The 15,120-nt window shown below is 72.3% G+C and carries 14 protein-coding genes; 9 read left to right on the top strand and 5 right to left on the bottom strand.

Annotation, left to right across the window (positions count from 1 at the left end; translation table 11 throughout):
• The first annotated feature begins 125 nt into the window (after positions 1-125).
• Positions 126-866: a GntR family transcriptional regulator gene (locus ACQEWB_RS47765; RefSeq protein ID WP_432842894.1), complete on the top strand. Its 741-nt coding sequence runs from the start codon at positions 126-128 to the stop codon at positions 864-866.
• A gap of 66 nt (positions 867-932) precedes the next feature.
• Positions 933-1,634 carry a hypothetical protein gene (locus ACQEWB_RS47770; RefSeq protein WP_432842896.1) on the top strand — a complete coding sequence of 234 codons (702 nt, stop codon included), beginning with the start codon at positions 933-935 and terminating at the stop codon, positions 1,632-1,634.
• A gap of 7 nt (positions 1,635-1,641) precedes the next feature.
• Here ACQEWB_RS47770 and ACQEWB_RS47775 read toward each other — a convergent pair whose 3' ends face one another.
• Positions 1,642-2,292, bottom strand: a complete 651-nt coding sequence (locus ACQEWB_RS47775; protein WP_432842898.1) for a hypothetical protein — start codon at positions 2,290-2,292, stop codon at positions 1,642-1,644.
• Positions 2,293-2,877: a TetR/AcrR family transcriptional regulator gene (locus ACQEWB_RS47780; RefSeq protein WP_432842900.1), complete on the bottom strand. Its 585-nt coding sequence runs from the start codon at positions 2,875-2,877 to the stop codon at positions 2,293-2,295. It abuts the gene before it with no gap.
• A 118-nt stretch (positions 2,878-2,995) separates the two neighbouring features.
• Between ACQEWB_RS47780 and ACQEWB_RS47785 the strand changes: the two genes are divergently transcribed.
• Positions 2,996-3,967, top strand: coding sequence for an alpha/beta fold hydrolase (locus tag ACQEWB_RS47785; RefSeq protein ID WP_432844383.1), 972 nt, complete (start codon positions 2,996-2,998; stop codon positions 3,965-3,967).
• Here the strand turns inward: ACQEWB_RS47785 and ACQEWB_RS47790 are convergent.
• Positions 3,933-4,655, bottom strand: a complete 723-nt coding sequence (locus ACQEWB_RS47790) for an FAD binding domain-containing protein (RefSeq protein ID WP_432842902.1) — start codon at positions 4,653-4,655, stop codon at positions 3,933-3,935. The genes ACQEWB_RS47785 and ACQEWB_RS47790 overlap by 35 nt on opposite strands.
• Positions 4,656-4,918: 263 nt before the next feature.
• Here ACQEWB_RS47790 and ACQEWB_RS47795 point away from each other — a divergent pair, with 263 nt between their 5' ends.
• Positions 4,919-6,610 carry a hypothetical protein gene (locus ACQEWB_RS47795; protein WP_432842904.1) on the top strand — a complete coding sequence of 564 codons (1,692 nt, stop codon included), beginning with the start codon at positions 4,919-4,921 and terminating at the stop codon, positions 6,608-6,610.
• A 6-nt stretch (positions 6,611-6,616) separates the two neighbouring features.
• Here the strand turns inward: ACQEWB_RS47795 and ACQEWB_RS47800 are convergent, their stop codons facing one another.
• Entirely contained in the window at positions 6,617-7,156 is a 540-nt protein-coding gene (locus ACQEWB_RS47800; RefSeq protein ID WP_432842906.1) for an HAD family hydrolase, read from the bottom strand.
• A 47-nt stretch (positions 7,157-7,203) separates the two neighbouring features.
• Positions 7,204-7,611, bottom strand: a complete 408-nt coding sequence (locus ACQEWB_RS47805) for an ATP-binding protein (RefSeq protein WP_432842908.1) — start codon at positions 7,609-7,611, stop codon at positions 7,204-7,206.
• A gap of 492 nt (positions 7,612-8,103) precedes the next feature.
• Between ACQEWB_RS47805 and ACQEWB_RS47810 the strand changes: the two genes are divergently transcribed.
• From ACQEWB_RS47810 to ACQEWB_RS47830, 5 genes are all read left to right on the top strand, one after another.
• Entirely contained in the window at positions 8,104-9,492 is a 1,389-nt protein-coding gene (locus ACQEWB_RS47810; protein WP_432842910.1) for a diacylglycerol/lipid kinase family protein, read from the top strand.
• The gene (locus tag ACQEWB_RS47815; RefSeq protein ID WP_432842912.1) at positions 9,485-10,060 is read left to right on the top strand and encodes a phosphatase PAP2 family protein; all 576 of its coding nucleotides are present in this window, start codon (positions 9,485-9,487) and stop codon (positions 10,058-10,060) included. Before ACQEWB_RS47810 ends, ACQEWB_RS47815 begins: the two co-directional genes overlap by 8 nt.
• Positions 10,061-10,408: 348 nt before the next feature.
• The gene (locus tag ACQEWB_RS47820; RefSeq protein WP_432842914.1) at positions 10,409-11,905 is read left to right on the top strand and encodes a HEAT repeat domain-containing protein; all 1,497 of its coding nucleotides are present in this window, start codon (positions 10,409-10,411) and stop codon (positions 11,903-11,905) included.
• A 132-nt stretch (positions 11,906-12,037) separates the two neighbouring features.
• Entirely contained in the window at positions 12,038-13,126 is a 1,089-nt protein-coding gene (locus tag ACQEWB_RS47825; protein ID WP_432842916.1) for a PP2C family protein-serine/threonine phosphatase, read from the top strand.
• Positions 13,127-13,324: 198 nt separating this feature from the next.
• Positions 13,325-15,109, top strand: a complete 1,785-nt coding sequence (locus ACQEWB_RS47830) for an FAD-binding dehydrogenase (RefSeq protein ID WP_432842918.1) — start codon at positions 13,325-13,327, stop codon at positions 15,107-15,109.
• Positions 15,110-15,120: the final 11 nt, after the last annotated feature.

Here is a 15,120-nt window from a genome sequence, read left to right on the forward strand (position 1 = left end):
GCGTTCGTAAACAGTGGCGAAATTGTGACCTCCCATTCCCTGCACAGTTGCGGGCAAGCGCAGTCACCGACCGGTCTCGATTAGGGTGGTCACGCTGTGCACAGCAGCAGACTCGGAGGGGAACGGTGGCGACGCGACACGAGGAGATCGCCGACGAGCTAAGGCGGGCGATCGACCGCGAGGAGTACGCGGTCGGCAGCAGGCTGCCCGCCGAGACGGAGCTCGCCGGGCACTACGGCGTCTCGCGCGGTACCGTCCGCCAGGCCGTCGCCGCGCTCACCGCGGAGGGGCTGATCGGCTCCCGCCAGGGCGCCCGTCGGGTCGTCCTCGCGAGCCGCCGCAGCCAGAGCTTCGCCGAACTGCGCAGCTTCGCCCAGTGGGCCCGTGCCATGGGTCGCGAGGCGACCGGGCACGTGGTGGCGCAGGAGTACCTGCCGGCCACCGCGCAGGACGCGGCCCGGCTCCAACTGCGCGAGGGAACAAGCGTGTTGCACGTCCTGCGGGTGCGCGGCCTGGACGGCGAGCCGGTGCTGGTCGAGCGCACGGTGTACGCCGACTGGATCTCACCCGCCGTCGAGGTCGTCGACCCCGACGCCCCGTCGGTCACCCAGCAGCTGTTCGACAGCACGGGCCTCGTCTTCGCCTACGGCGAGCACGTCATCGACGCCGTCGCGGCGAGCGCCCAGGACGCCGACCTCCTCGGCATCCGCCGCACCAGCCCCCTCCTGCGCGTCCGCCGCGTCACCACGACGCGCGAGGGACGCCCGGTGGAATGGTCGGACGACCGCTATCGCTCGGACGCCGTGAGCTTCAGCGTGCACAACTCGATAGACAACAACGCACTGGCCCGCAAGACGGCCGACTGAGTCGGCCAGGAGAAGGCGACTTGGTAGGCTCCCCGGGTTGATCTTGGCCGGAACGGGGAGCCTTTCATGCGGAACACGCCTGCCGCGGTGACCGCCGCGCTGACCTGCCTGCTCGCGGGTGCCGCGCTGTCCGGGTGCGCGGGTGAGGGTGGCGCCGAGGAGCGTTCGGGGGAGGAAGTGCTCGACGAGGCCAACGCCACCATGCGCTCGCTGACGTCGGTGACGGTCGACGCCACCACCACCTCGGCGAAGGGCGGCACGGTCACCAGCCACGTGGTGACCGACCTCGACAAGCGGTGCCGGGCCAGGACCAGTTGGTCCGAGGGCGGCACTCTCGAGCAGATCCGCATCGGCGACACGGACTACGTCCGCCCCGACCGTGCGTACCTCCAGAAGTGGAACGGCGACACCAGCGTGAAGTCGGAACAGAAGCTGTGGATGAAGACGCCGGTCGAAGCGGGACAGGAGGATGAGCAGGACCTCACCTCCTGCGAGCGGCCCTTCGACTCCTTCGGTACGGCGACGAAGGGGAAGTCCACCCGCGTCGACGGCAAGGATGCCGTCGCGGTCACCGTCACCGACAAGGCCGTCAAGGAGGGGACGTACACCTTCTACGTGGCGACACAGGGCAAGCCGTACCTGCTCAAGACGGTCTACAAGGGCAGCGACTTCCACACCACCACCTCGTTCGGCGAGTTCGACGAAGCGCTCGACGTTCGCGCGCCGAAGACGGCCGACGTGTTGGACGCGGACGACCTGGTCCGCTGAAGCGGCCTCATCCGCGGGCGGGCCGCACCCCGGGAGGCAGCGGCGTGCTCCGGCGCCAGGGCCATCCACGCGCCGGTGGTGACACGCGGTCCCGCTCGTACGGTACGTGCGTGACGAACGCGTCGATCACCTGTGCCGCGCTCCGGTGCGGGGACACCGTCATCAGTACCGCGTCGTACCCGTCCGGCAACGGCGGTGCCATCACGGCGACTTCGTCTCCGGACCTCAGCCGCAGCACGACCCCGCGCAGCCCGTCCGCGTCCCTGGGCACGGTTCGCAGGCGTGAGTGCAGCCGGTCCTGGGAGGGTGCGAACAGGCGTATGTGTGCCAGCAGTACCCCGTGCTTGTACTCCTCCCAGCGGTCGAAGCCCAGTGCGCGCATCGGCGGTTCCTGCCACGGGCGTCGGGCGTCCAGACATTCCAGCAGGCGGCGCAGGAAGTCCCGTACCGACGTCTCGTCGTGGGGCTGCCAGGACAGGTCCTCGTCCCAGACCTCGGCGGCGAGGGCGGCTTGAATGCCCGCGTACTGCTCCTCCACCGTGAGGTCGTAGAAGGGCCGCTCCAGGACCATGCCCGCGAGGCGTTCGACCTCCGAGTCGTCCAACTCCCGGCTGAACTGCGTGCAGTACAGAACGGCGACGACCACTCCGAGACGCATTCACGCTCCTTCGGCGAGGGTGCCCGCGACCGTGCCGCAGGCCAGGCGGGTGACGACACGCAGTTCGTCGACCGGTGTGCCGGCCCGGTTGAGCACGGCGAGGGACTGGTTGACGGCGACGACGTAGAGGGCCAGTTCGTCGAGTACGAGGGGGTCGGCGCCGTCCAACGCCCCGCGCACCCGGCGCCGTTGGGCGTCGACCAGGGCGCGCACATGGGCGCCGTTCTCCTCCTTCAGCTCCGGTGACTGGGCGGCGGACTGTGCGATGAGACAGCCGTCCGGGACCGAAGGATCGGCGATGCGGGCGAGTGTCGCGTCGAAGAAGGCCGCCACGGCACGCACCGGATCGCCGGCGTGCGCCGCGAGCGCCTCCTCGTGCCGGGCCGCGTAGACCGAGGCATAACGGTCGAGGCACTGGCGGAACAGCGCGTCCTTGTTGCCGAAGGCGCCGTACAGCGAACCGCGGCCGAGACCGGTGGCGGAGCTCAGCGCCTCGAGCGAGGCGCCCTCGTACCCGTGCTGCCAGAACACGCGCATGGCCTGGTCCAGGGCCGTGGGGACGTCGAACTGCTTCCGGCCGGACATGCCCGCCCACCTCTCGCTCCTGGATCGATCGGTCCCAGTGTCACCCAATCATCTTTGACCGATCGATCCAAGATGGCTAGCGTGATGGTCACCCGCGGCGACCGACGAAACGAGGATGATGGTGAGTTCCGCTGCAACCAGCCCGTCCGCCCCCCGAGGGCGGGGCTCCGTCGCGCAGGCGCCGCACCTCCCGGCCGGCTTCGCACGCACCTTCACCAGTCGTTACGTCGACACCGGGGACGTCCGGCTGCACGCCGTCACCGGCGGGGAAGGTCCAGCCCTGCTGCTCCACGCCGGCTGGCCCCAGACCTGGTACGCGTGGCGCCTGCTCATGCCGGCGCTGGCCCGGGACTTCCACGTCGTCGCTCTCGACCCGCGTGGCGTCGGGCTGTCCGACAAGCCGCTCGGCGGCTACGACACCGGGACGCTCGCGAGCGACGCCGTGGCGCTGATGGCGGCGCTCGGGCACGAGCGGTTCTCGCTGGTCGGGCACGACGTGGGCATGTGGGTCGGCTACGCCCTGGCCGCCGACCACCCGGACCGCGTCGAACGCCTCGCGGTCGCCGAGGCCGCCATCCCCGGCCTGTCGCCGTCCCCACCGCTCTTCGGCTCCGGCGAGACCAACGACCGGCTCTGGCACTTCGCCTTCAACCGGCTCCCCGATCTCAACGAGGAACTCGTGCGGGGTCGCGAAGACCTCTACTTCGGCCGCCAGTTCGCCACCAAGGCGGCGAAGCCGCTGCCCGATCACGCGATACGGCACTACGTCGACACCCTCGCCGAGGACCCGTCCGCCCTGCGCTCCAGCTTCGAGTTCTACCGGGCACTCGACACCACCGTCGCGCAGAACGAGCGGCGCCGGACCCGGCGACTTCGAGTGCCCGTTCTCGCGATCGGGGGAGGGGAGAACCTGGGGGAGGGTGTCGGCGCGACCATGCGGCTCGCCGCCGACGACGTCGAGACGGTCGTCATCCCCGGCTGCGGGCACTATCCCGCGGAGGAGACGCCCGACGAGCTGCTCGCCGTACTGAGGGCGTTCCTGGTTCCGGACGGCGTCAGCGGGAGTCCGGGCGGTCCAGCAGCTCGGTGACGTGCTCGCGCACCACGTCCCAGGCCGTGTCGTGGAGCGTGCCGACCGCGGTGTCGCGCAGCGTGGTGACCGCCTGTTCGGTCCCGGCCCCGCAGGGGGTGCTGTCGGCGAGCACCTCGTACCCGTCGCGTACCGCGACGCGCAGCCGACGGTCCCCGTCCCCGACGTCGTGCACCGCGGCGGCGACGACGAACGGCGGCGGCCCTCCGGCATCGGCGTCGAGCTTGCGGTAGCTGCTGGTGACCGGGTCGGTCCAGCGGAGGCTGAGCAGCAGGTGGTGCTTGGCGAGGAGCTCGGCGAGGTCGGTCTCGAAGACCCGGTCCCGCTCCAGCACCGTGGCGCGCGCGTCCAGCACCAGGGCGGCGGGCAGCAGACAGCGCAGCGTGCTGCCGACGATGTTCCCGCCGACGGTGGCGGTCCGGCGGACCGCGCCGGTGCCCACCGAGCCGGCGGCCCGCCGCAGCACCTCGGGCACGCGGTCGTCTATCCGGTGCAGCACCACGGCGGAGCCCAGCGTGTCGCGCTCGACGACGTTCGCCGCCGGGAGGTTGCGCAGCGACATGGCCTGCTCGGGGAATCCGTCCCGTTGCCAGCCGGCCCACACGAGCGTCGCCCCGCCGATGGGCACCGCTCCCTCCGCCAGGCACTCCTGTGCTTCGGACACGGACTCGGGAAGACGCAACAGCACGGGAGGAGACCTGCTTTCCATACGAGTTGGAACCGAACCACACCATGTCCCGGCCAAAGACCGCCGACATGGCGCATTTTCCCCACTGTGGTGGAGGCGCACACAGGGCTCACTGCGGCACGGCGCGCGCCCACGGAGCGTGCCGACGGCGCCCACACCGACGCGCGCCCCGCCCGGGCCCTCGTCCGCCGAGTCGCCGTAGTGGCTGAAAGGCATGATTGAGGCATGGTGCGAAGTCGCGGGCGCGGCCTTGAGGAGTCCCGATGAACTACTACGACCTCGGCAGCCACACCCGACACGTGACGACCTCGTCCGCCGAGGCGCAGACGTGGTTCGACCGGGGGCTGAACTGGACGTACGCCTTCAACCACGAGGAGGCCGTGCGCTGCTTCGAGGCGGCCGCCGCGGCGGACCCCGACTGCGCCATGGCCGACTGGGGGATCGCCTACGCGCTGGGCCCCAACTACAACAAGCCCTGGGAGTTCTTCGACGAGCGGGAGCTGTCGCGGACCGTCGAGCGCACCCACACGGCCGTCGAGCGCGCCCACGCGAAGGCGGCCGGCGCCACGCCGGTCGAGCAGGCCCTCATCGGCGCCCTGCGCGCCCGGTACCCGCAGGAGCGGGCCCCGGCCGTCGAGACATGCTCCGTCTGGAACGCCTCCTATGCCGACAGCATGCGGGACGTCCACCTGCTGGCCCCCGACGACCTCGACGTGGCCACCCTGTACGCGGACGCCATGATGAACCTCACCCCCTGGCAGCTGTGGGACATCCGCACCGGCACTCCGGCACCGGGCTCGCGCACCACCGAGGCCAGGGCCGTGCTGGAGCGGGCGATCGCCACGGACGCGGGCGCCCTCCACCCGGGCCTGCTCCACCTGTACATCCACCTGATGGAGATGTCCCCGACCCCCGAGGCCGCCCTCCCGGCCGGCGACCGGCTGCGCGGTCTGGTGCCGGACGCCGGGCACCTCCAGCACATGCCGTCACACCTGGAGGTGCTCTGCGGGGACTACCGGCGGGTGATCTCCGACAACACCGACGCGATCGAAGCCGACGAGAAGTACCTCGCCAGGGCCGGGGCGATGAACTTCTACACCCTCTACCGATGCCACAACCACCACTTCAAGATCTACGGCGCGATGTTCCTCGGCCGCCACCAGGTCGCGATGGACTCGGTGGACCGGCTCGAAGCCGCCGTACCCGAGGAGCTGCTGCGCGTGCAGAGCCCGCCGATGGCGGACTGGCTGGAGGGCTTCCTCGCCATGCGGGTGCACGCGCTCATCCGCTTCGGCCGCTGGGACGACCTCCTGCGCCTTCCGCTCCCCGCCGACCCACGCCTCTACGCCGTCACCACCGCGATGCAGCACTACGCGCGCGGAGTCGCCTTCTCCGCCACCGGCCGCGTCGACGAGGCCGACGCCGAGCGCGAGCTGTTCCGGGCGGCGGCCGCCCGGGTGCCCGAGACGCGGATGCTGTTCAACAACACCTGCGCCGACCTGCTGGCGATCGCCGCGGCGATGCTCGACGGAGAGCTGGAGTACCGCAAGGGCCGCTACGAGGAGGCGTTCGCGGCCCTGCGCCGGTCGATCGAGCTCGACGACGGCCTTCCCTACGACGAGCCGTGGGGCTGGATGCAGCCCACCCGGCACGCCTACGGAGCCCTCCTCCTCGAACAGGGCCGGGTCACGGAGGCCGAGGCGGTCTACCGCGCAGACCTCGGCCTCGACGGCACACTCCCGCGCGCCCAGCAGCATCCGGGCAACGTCTGGGCCCTGCACGGCTTCCACGAATGCCTCGTCCGGCTCGGCAAGGACGGCGAGGCCCGGATCGTGGCCCAGCAGCTGAAGATCGCCACGGCCCTGGCGGACGTACCGATCGAGGCGTCCTGCTTCTGCCGACTGGAAACGGCCGCGAAGTCGGTGTCCGGGGGCGGGTGTTGCGCGGAGGAGTGAGTGTGTTCAGGGAGCGCCGGGCAGTCGGCGTCCGCGCCCTCGGCGTTTTCCGGATCCACCGTACGGCGGTGGGGTTTCCGACGCCGGCCAGCAGGCCCTGGCCGCCATCGGCCGGTGTATCTCACCGGTCAGGCGCCTGTCGGAGTCCAGCACGGGCTCGGTGCACAGGACGAGGTCGGCGCCCAGGTCGCGGCGGAGCGGGGTCAGACGGGGGGCGAAGGAGTCGGAGACCAGCGCGGTCAGGTGCCCTGCCTCCTGGTGGGCGCGCAGCGCGGTCAGGGCCGGAGTGACGAACGGCGGGCCGGTGCGGTGTCCGCGGTGGAACTCGTCGTACCAGAGCCGTCCTTGTTCCATCAGCTCTGCCCAGGGGGTTCCCGCGTAGAGGCGGTAGTGCGTGCGGAGCAGGTCGTGCGGGTCGATGCCGAGTGCTGCCAGGGCTTCCAACTGGCCTGCCTCGAGGCCGAGCAGGGTCTCGTCCGTGTCGAAGAACGCGATCACGGAGGCGGGGCGGTGCGCCTGGATGGTCTTCTCCTTCCGGTGGGGCATACGGGGCCGCAGGTTCGCGGTCCTCGTCCGTGGCTGCGGGCGTACGGCTATGGGGGTGCCGAAGTCACCAGCGCCCACACGGTCTTGCCGTGCCGGCCGCGCTGGTGCACGCCCCAGGTCCGGGCGAGGCTGTCGACGAGCCGCAGTCCGCGGCCGCTCTCCTCCTCCCAGGAGGGCACGGCCCGCAGCGTCGGCGGCGCGGGGTTCTCGTCGGAGACCTCGATGAAGCAGGACTCGTCGGCCAGTGCGGTCACCGCGATCTCGAACTCCTGGGCCGGCGCGGGCGCGTGCCGCACCACGTTCGCCGCGAGCTCCGAGACCAGCAGCACGGCCTCCTCGGTGACCCGGTCGTCGGGCTTGTGCCCCCACGCCGCGAGATGGTGCCGCACCCGCCGCCGGGCACAGGCGACCGAGGTCGGATGGCGGGGCAGTCTGAACGCGTCCCGTCTCAGCACAGGTACTCCTTGCGGTCTGCATGGATCGAGCACAAATGGAAGCGCACCGTGACGGGGCGATGTCACTTCGGTCACCACGGGACACGTGCCATCACGCCATGCCCGATCCGGCCGGAACTCGTCGGTGACGTCTCATCAGGCAGTACGGCACCCACCCGGGGCGCGGGCCGAGAGAGGTCGCCGTGGGGACATCGGCAGGTCGGAGGGCTGTTCCCGGGCCGCCGGCGGGCTCGGCCGACGCGGCCGCCGGCGCTGTCAACCCGCACGTCTGACCGGTCGAACACCTGACTGTGACTGACAGAAAGGCCGAACTCCGACGGCGCACGGCTTCGGGACGACGGGGGCGCTTCGGGGGCGCACAAGCTGGTGCGGAAAGAGCGGGCCACCCTTGTGGCACCGCTCCGGTCGGTCCGGGATCATGGTGCCGGGATGCCGCAGCGGTCGGCCGTGACGACGATGGAGGGGGAGGCAGGGCGCATTGCCCGTCGCAGCATGGACGTGACTCGGACGAGGAGAGAGCGGGAGCCGGACGGCTCCGGCAGGGACATCGGCAGGGCGCGGGCCCTGGCCCGGCTCGCGCTGCTGTGCCTCGCCGGGGCCGTCGCCTTCGTGGCGGCCGCCGGCCAGTGGGCGGTCCTGGTGCTCGGTCTCGTCGGGCTCGCCCTTGCCGGTGCGGGCCTCTGGTGGGCGCTCGCCCACCGGGGACCGGCGCGGCTGCTCGGCGCCCTGCTGGCCGTGGCCGCGCCGGTGGGCGTCCTGGTGCTCTACGCGGTGTCGGGCCTGTGGGTGGTGGCGATCGCCGCGCTCGCGTCCTGGACGGCGGCACTGGCCTGCGCCAGGAGCGCGCTGCGCCGGCTGCGCAAGCCGCACGGCATGCACTCCCGTTCGAGCCGGCCGCCGCGCCGGCCGGTGATCATCATGAACCCGCGTTCGGGGGCCGGGAAGGTCGGCCGGTACGGCCTGGTGGAGCGGGCCCAACGACTGGGCGCCCGCGTGATCCTGCTCGACCTCGACTCCGACCCCGACCCGGTGGCGCTGGCCCGGCAGGCGATCGCCGAGGGCGCCGACCTGCTCGGCGTGGCCGGTGGCGACGGAACACAGGCCCTGGTGGCGGGGGTGGCGGCCGAACACGGGCTGCCGTTCATGCTCCTGACCGCCGGCACCCGCAACCACTTCGCCATGGACCTGGGCCTGGACCGGGAGGACCCGGCGACCGGCCTGGACGCCCTGACGGACGGCGTGGAACTCCGTATCGACCTCGGTGACGTGTCGGGGCGGCCCTTCGTCAACACGGTCTCCTTCGGCACGTACGCGGAGATCGTGCAGAGCCCCGACTACCGCGACGCCAAGGCGGCCACCGCCCTCGACCAGCTCCCGGACCTGCTCGCCGGGGAGGCCGGCACCGCCCTGGAGGTCCGCGCGGACGGCAGAGAGCTGCCCGCACCGCAGGCCGTGCTCGTCAGCAACAACCCGTACGCGCGCGCCGACCCGCTCGGCGGCGGACGCCGACCGCGGCTCGACGACGGCACGCTCGGTGTGATCGCCGTCCGGGTCGAGGGCCCGGCACAGGCCGCCGAAGTGGTGCTGCTCGGCGAATGGGCGGGCGGCATCACGTCGTTGACGTCACGGGAGGTCGTCGTGGAGGCCGAGGAAGAGCTCATCCCGGTGGCCGTCGACGGCGAGGCGCTCACCCTGCCCACGCCCGTCGTCTGCACCGTGCGGCCCGGTGCGCTGCGGGTGCGGGTGCCCCGGCACCGGCCCGGCGCCCCGTACGCCGCGCCGTCCGTCGACTGGCGGCGCGTGCTCCGGCTCGCGCTCGGCCGTACCCCCTTCCCCAGCGAGAAGAAGACCGCGAAGAATCAGGAGCACAGCGATGCCTGACCGTCCGCTGCCCGAACACCCGGCAGAACGAGGTCTGTTGCGTGACCTCGCCGCCCTCGACCAGGCGCTCTACGAGGCCGTGACGGTCACCCGGACGCCCACCCTGGACACCGCCCTGCGACGGCTGTCCGCGGCGGCCGACCACTCCAAGATCTCCTTCGCGATCGCCGGTCTGCTGGCCCTGCGCCCCGGCCGCTCGCGCCACGCGGCCGTGCTCGGCGTCGGGGCCGTCGCGGTGGCCTCGGCGACCGCGAACCTCCTCGGCAAGCGCCTCCTGCGCCGCCCGCGACCGCACCGCGCCGAGGACTCGCCGTTCCCGGGCCGCCACGTACCCATGCCGGCCTCCGCGTCCTTCCCCTCCGGCCACACGGCCTCCGCCGTCGCCTTCGCGGCAGCCGTGGGCCCCGCCTTCCCGGCCGCCACGGTCCCGCTGGGCCTGCTGGCCTGCGCGGTGGGCTACTCCCGCATCCACACCGGCGTCCACTACCCGGGGGACGTCATCGCGGGCGCGGTATTGGGCACGGGGGCGGCGGCCGCGGTGCTTGCCGCGGCGAGTTGGGAGGGGTGAAGGGGAGGGCGACGGGTGCAACTTCCGGGTGCAGTAGGAGCTTTGCCGGGGGGCATGGGTGCGGCTGCGGTGTCGGCCGCGGCGAGGTGGGACACTTGACCGGGGCCGCGACGGGAACAACTTCCGGGCGTCCGAGGAGTCTTACCGGGAAACGGCCGCGGCTCTCGTCGGACGGCTGACCGGGACCGTGCCCCGCACGACCTGCGGCCGCCCCGCAAGTCCTACTTGGCGCGAGGGCGGACGCGGCGCCGGAGTGGGCTGCGGGAGTCGCGGGGCGGAGTCCACGCGCCGGGCGACAGCGGGCAGGCCGCCGGCGGTGAGGACGCGGGGCCGAGCGCGGAGGACGGGATGCAGGCCGAGCACCAGATCGCTTACTTCCTGCGGGAGTTGGCCGCCCCGGGAACGGACCCGCGGCGGCGCGAGGCGGCGGCCAAGGGGCTCGGCAGGATCGGCCGCCCTGAGCACACCGCTCATCTCGTACGGGCCACACGCGACCCCGAGCCCGAGGTGCGGGCGGCCGCGGCTCAAGCCCTGGGCCGGCTCGGGGACCGGGAGGCCGGCGCGGAGGTGCTGCCGGCGCTGATGGCCGATGCCGACCCGATCGTGCGGCGCAGGGCATCGCGCGCCGCGATCCGGCTGGCCCTGAGCGGCGGGTCGGTGACCGAGGCACTCGCCCGACTGCTGGGCGACACCGAGCGTCACCTGCGGATCAACGCGTTGGACGCGCTGTACGCGCTGGGCACGCCCGGTGACGTCCCTGCGCTGGTCGCACTCCTCGGCGACCCCGACTCCCAGGTCTGGGGTCGTGCCGACCGCATGGTGCGCAAACACCTCCGCGACCCCGCCGTCGAGGCGGAAGTACTCCGCACGGCATGCGAGGGCACGGGTCCGACCCGCGCCCGTGCCCTGGACGCACTACCGGTCCGCCGCATCGCACAGGTCCAGGGTTCGCTGGTCGACGCGCTGCGCGACGAGTCCCCACCGGTGCGGATCGCCGCGGCGCGGAGACTGTCCAGGATCGACGGGGAACCGGTGGCCGACGCCTTGGCCGCCGCCCTCGTGGACGAGCGGGACCCGGGCGTGGCGTCACAGCTGCTCAACAGGCTCGGGCACCGCGGCGACCGGCGCGCGACCGGCCCGGCCGTGCGCTGGCTCCACCACCCGGAGGCCGGCCCCTCCGCCGCGTGCGCCCTCGGCGGCATCGACACCGCCGAAGCCGCCAGGCAGCTGCGCACCGCCCTCGACGACCGCACCCTCTCCGGCCCCACCCGGGCGGCCGCCGCGGTGGCCGTCGGGGAGTCGGGCGCCTGGGACGCCGTATGGCTGCTGCTCCCGCACCTCGACGACGCCGACCCGGTGTTCAGAGCCGGTGCCATGGACGGTCTGGGCGCACTGGTCGACGGCGGGCTGCGTCCGTGGGAGCGTCATGCGGTCGCCAAGTCGCTGGTCGCCCACCTCACGTCGGTGCCGGACGAGGTCTGGCGGACCCGGAACGCGCTGGCCAACCTGCCCCAGGCCCTTCCGGCCGTACGGCGCCTGGTGGACCGGGCACCTTCGGCGGAGGTACGGGCCGCCGCCCTCTCGCTCCTCAGGACGGACGGGGCGGGAGACCGGAGCGCCCACGAGGACGTACGCCGCTTCCTCGACGGCCTGGAGGACCCGCACGAGTCCGTCCGCTACCAAGCCGCCCTCCGTCTCAAGCGCTGGGTGAAAGCCTCCGGAACGCTGCCGCCGGACGACGCGCGAGTGCGTGAACGCCTGCATCTGTTCGCCACGGAAGGGTCCCCTCGGCTCCGGCAGGCCGCGACCGGTCTGCTCGAAACCCTGGCGACGGTTGGTCGGTAAATATCCTCTCTCGGCCTCAATTGGGTAAAGCGAAGACCGGTTCACAGCACCGACTGGCAGGCTGTTCGACGTCGAGAGGTGGGGAAGGGGCCCTTGGTGGCTCCTGAGCGCAGGGACGCCTTGGAGCACGCCATGGCCGCAACGAAGCCGCAGCGCAGTCACACCGTGCTGGCCTGGCTGCCGGTCGCGGTGATGGCGACCGTGGCGCTGGGTGACGTCCTCACCGGGCCGGGGCTGGGATTCCTGCCGCTGGCGTCGCTGGGGCCCGCCTTCGCCGGACTGGTCGGCGGCTGGCGCCGTACCGCGATGTTCGGCGCTGCCGCGCTGATGCTGTGCGTGGCACTGGGTCTCTACGACGGGCTGTTCCAGGAACGCCGGGGCTTCATGGCGATGGTGTCGGTGGTCGGCGTGACCGGCGCCGGCATAGCGGCCGCCGTGATGCGCGGCCGCCGGGAGGCCGAGCTGGCCAGTGTGCGGTCGATCGCGGAGGTCGCGCAGCAGGTGTTGCTGCGGCCGGTGCCGCTGACCGCGGGGCCCCTTCAGGCGGCGGTGTCGTACACCTCGGCCGTCGCGGAGGCCCGCATCGGCGGCGACCTGTACGAGGTGGTCGCCTCCCCGCACGGGGTGCGGGTGATCGTCGGCGATGTGCAGGGCAAGGGGCTGGCGGCGGTGGAGACGGCCGCCGTGGTGCTCGGCGCCTTCCGTGAGGCGGCACACGAGGAGCCCGACCTGGTGCGGCTGGGTGAGCGCCTGGAGCGCAGCGTGGACCGCGTGCTGGAGGGGGAGAAGTTCGTCACCGCGGTCCTCGCCGAGGTGGGCGCCGACCACAAGGTCGTCTTCCTCAACTACGGGCACCCGCCGCCCATGGTGGTCCACGAGGACGGCACCGCGGACTTCCCCCGCCCGCCCTCCTACGGGTTGCCGCTGGGCCTGGGCGTGTACGGGGACGGGAGCCCCAAGCCGTTTCCCGTCGGCTTCGCCCCCGGTGAGCAACTCCTGCTGTACACCGACGGCGTGAGCGAGGCGCGCGACGAGCACGGCACCTTCTATCCGCTCGGCGAACGGGCGTATCTGCTGAAGGAGGCGGACGCCCAGAGCGCGCTGGACACCCTGCGCGAGGACGTCGTCCGGCATGCCGCAGGCCCGCCCCACGACGACGCGGCGATGCTCCTGCTGCGCTATCACAGCCACGCCCCGGAGGAGTCCGCGGGCATCGGGTGATTCCCCGACCACGTCCGCACCGAGGCCTGTCGGCGTCCGTTGCGGTCAATTCCCCTGCCCTGCCGCGGAGTTCGTAGAAAGCGCACTCTGGCGGCGCCGGACTCTCTGGGCTACCGTCGGTAACCCCTGGTCGTCACGGTGGCACCTGTGGCACTTCGTGCATCCCCGGTCCCCTCCGTCCCCTCCGGAAGGCAGCCCATGCAGAACGCAGCGGTCCCGGCCGCGATCACCCGGCGCCACGCCCTGACGGTGGCCGGCGGAGTCCTCGCCGCGGCGACCCTCGCCCAGACCGTGCCCGCCTTCGGCGCCGAGACGCAGGACGCGGACGCCATCGTGGTGGGCCACGGACTCGCCGGCCTGGTGGCCACCGCCGAACTGGCCGCCGCGGGCCGCAAGGTGCTGCTCCTCGACCAGGAGCCCGAGGCCAGTCTGGGCGGGCAGGCGTTCTGGTCCTTCGGCGGGCTGTTCTTCGTCGACTCCGACGAGCAGCGCCTGATGGGCGTCAAGGACTCCCAGGACCTCGCCTGGCAGGACTGGCTCGGCACGGCCGGCTTCGACCGGGGCGTCGACGACCCCACCGGCCAGGACTACTGGGCCTACAAGTGGGCCGAGGCGTACGTGGACTTCGCGTCCGGCGAGAAACGCTCCTGGCTCTCCGGGCTCGGCGTGCAGTGGTTCCCGATCGTCGGCTGGGCCGAACGCGGCGGCGGCCTCGCCGACGGCCACGGCAACTCGGTGCCCCGCTTCCACGTCACCTGGGGCACCGGCCCCGCCGTCGTCGAACCCTTCGAGAAGAAGGTCCGCGCGGCGGTCGCGGCCGGCAAGGTCACCTTCAAGTTCCGCCACCGCGTCGACGGCATCGTCACCACCAACGGCACCGTCACCGGCGTACGCGGCGCGATCCTGGAGCCCAGCGACGCCGCCCGCGGCAAGGCCAGCTCCCGCACGGTCGTCGGCGAGTTCGAACTGCACGCCCCGGTCGTCGTCGTCACCTCGGGCGGCATCGGCGCCAACCACGACCTCGTACGGCAGAACTGGCCGGCCCGCCTCGGCACCCCGCCGAAGTCCATGGTCACCGGCGTGCCCGCGCACGTGGACGGCCGGATGCTCGGCATCACCGAGCAGGCGGGCGGACGCATCGTCAACCCCGACCGGATGTGGCACTACACCGAGGGCCTCAGGAACTACGACCCGATCTGGCCCAACCACGGCATCCGCATCCTGCCCGGCCCGTCCTCGATGTGGTTCGACGCCACCGGCAAACGCTTCAGCACACCCGACATCCCGGGTTACGACACCCTGCACACCCTCGGCTCGATCACCGCCTCCGGCTACGACTACTCCTGGTTCGTCACCACCCAGAAGATCCTCGCCAAGGAGTTCGCCCTCTCCGGCTCCGAACAGAACCCCGACCTCACCAACAAGGACGTCTGGCAGCTGCTGTCCCGGATCTGGCAGACCCCGGAGCCGATCGAGAAGTTCAAGAAGAACGGCGTCGACTTCGTCGTCGCGACCACCCTGTCGGAGCTCGTGCGCGGCATGAACAAACTCACCGGCGACAACCTGATCAAACTGGACGACCTGCAACGCCAGATCGACGCGCGCGACCGGGAGATCGACAACCCGTACACCAAGGACGTCCAGGTCATGGGCATCCGCAACGCCCTCACCTACGTCGGCGACTCCCTCAGCCGCACGGCCTCGGCCCACAAGATCATGGATTCAAGTGCCGGGCCGCTGATCGCCGTTCGCCTCAACGTCCTCACCCGCAAGACCCTCGGCGGCCTCCAGACCGACCTGTCCGGCCGCGTCCTCGACGCCACCGGCACGCCGATACCCGGTCTGTACGCGGCCGGTGAGGTCGCCGGCTTCGGCGGAGGCGGCGTCCACGGATACCGCTCCCTGGAGGGCACCTTCCTCGGGGGCTGCCTCTTCTCCGGCCGTGCTGCGGGCCGCGCGGCCGCCGCGGCGACCGCCACGTGAGCAGGCAGCCG

This window comes from Streptomyces sp. CA-249302 (assembly GCF_050936785.1).
GTDB lineage: Bacteria > Actinomycetota > Actinomycetes > Streptomycetales > Streptomycetaceae > Streptomyces.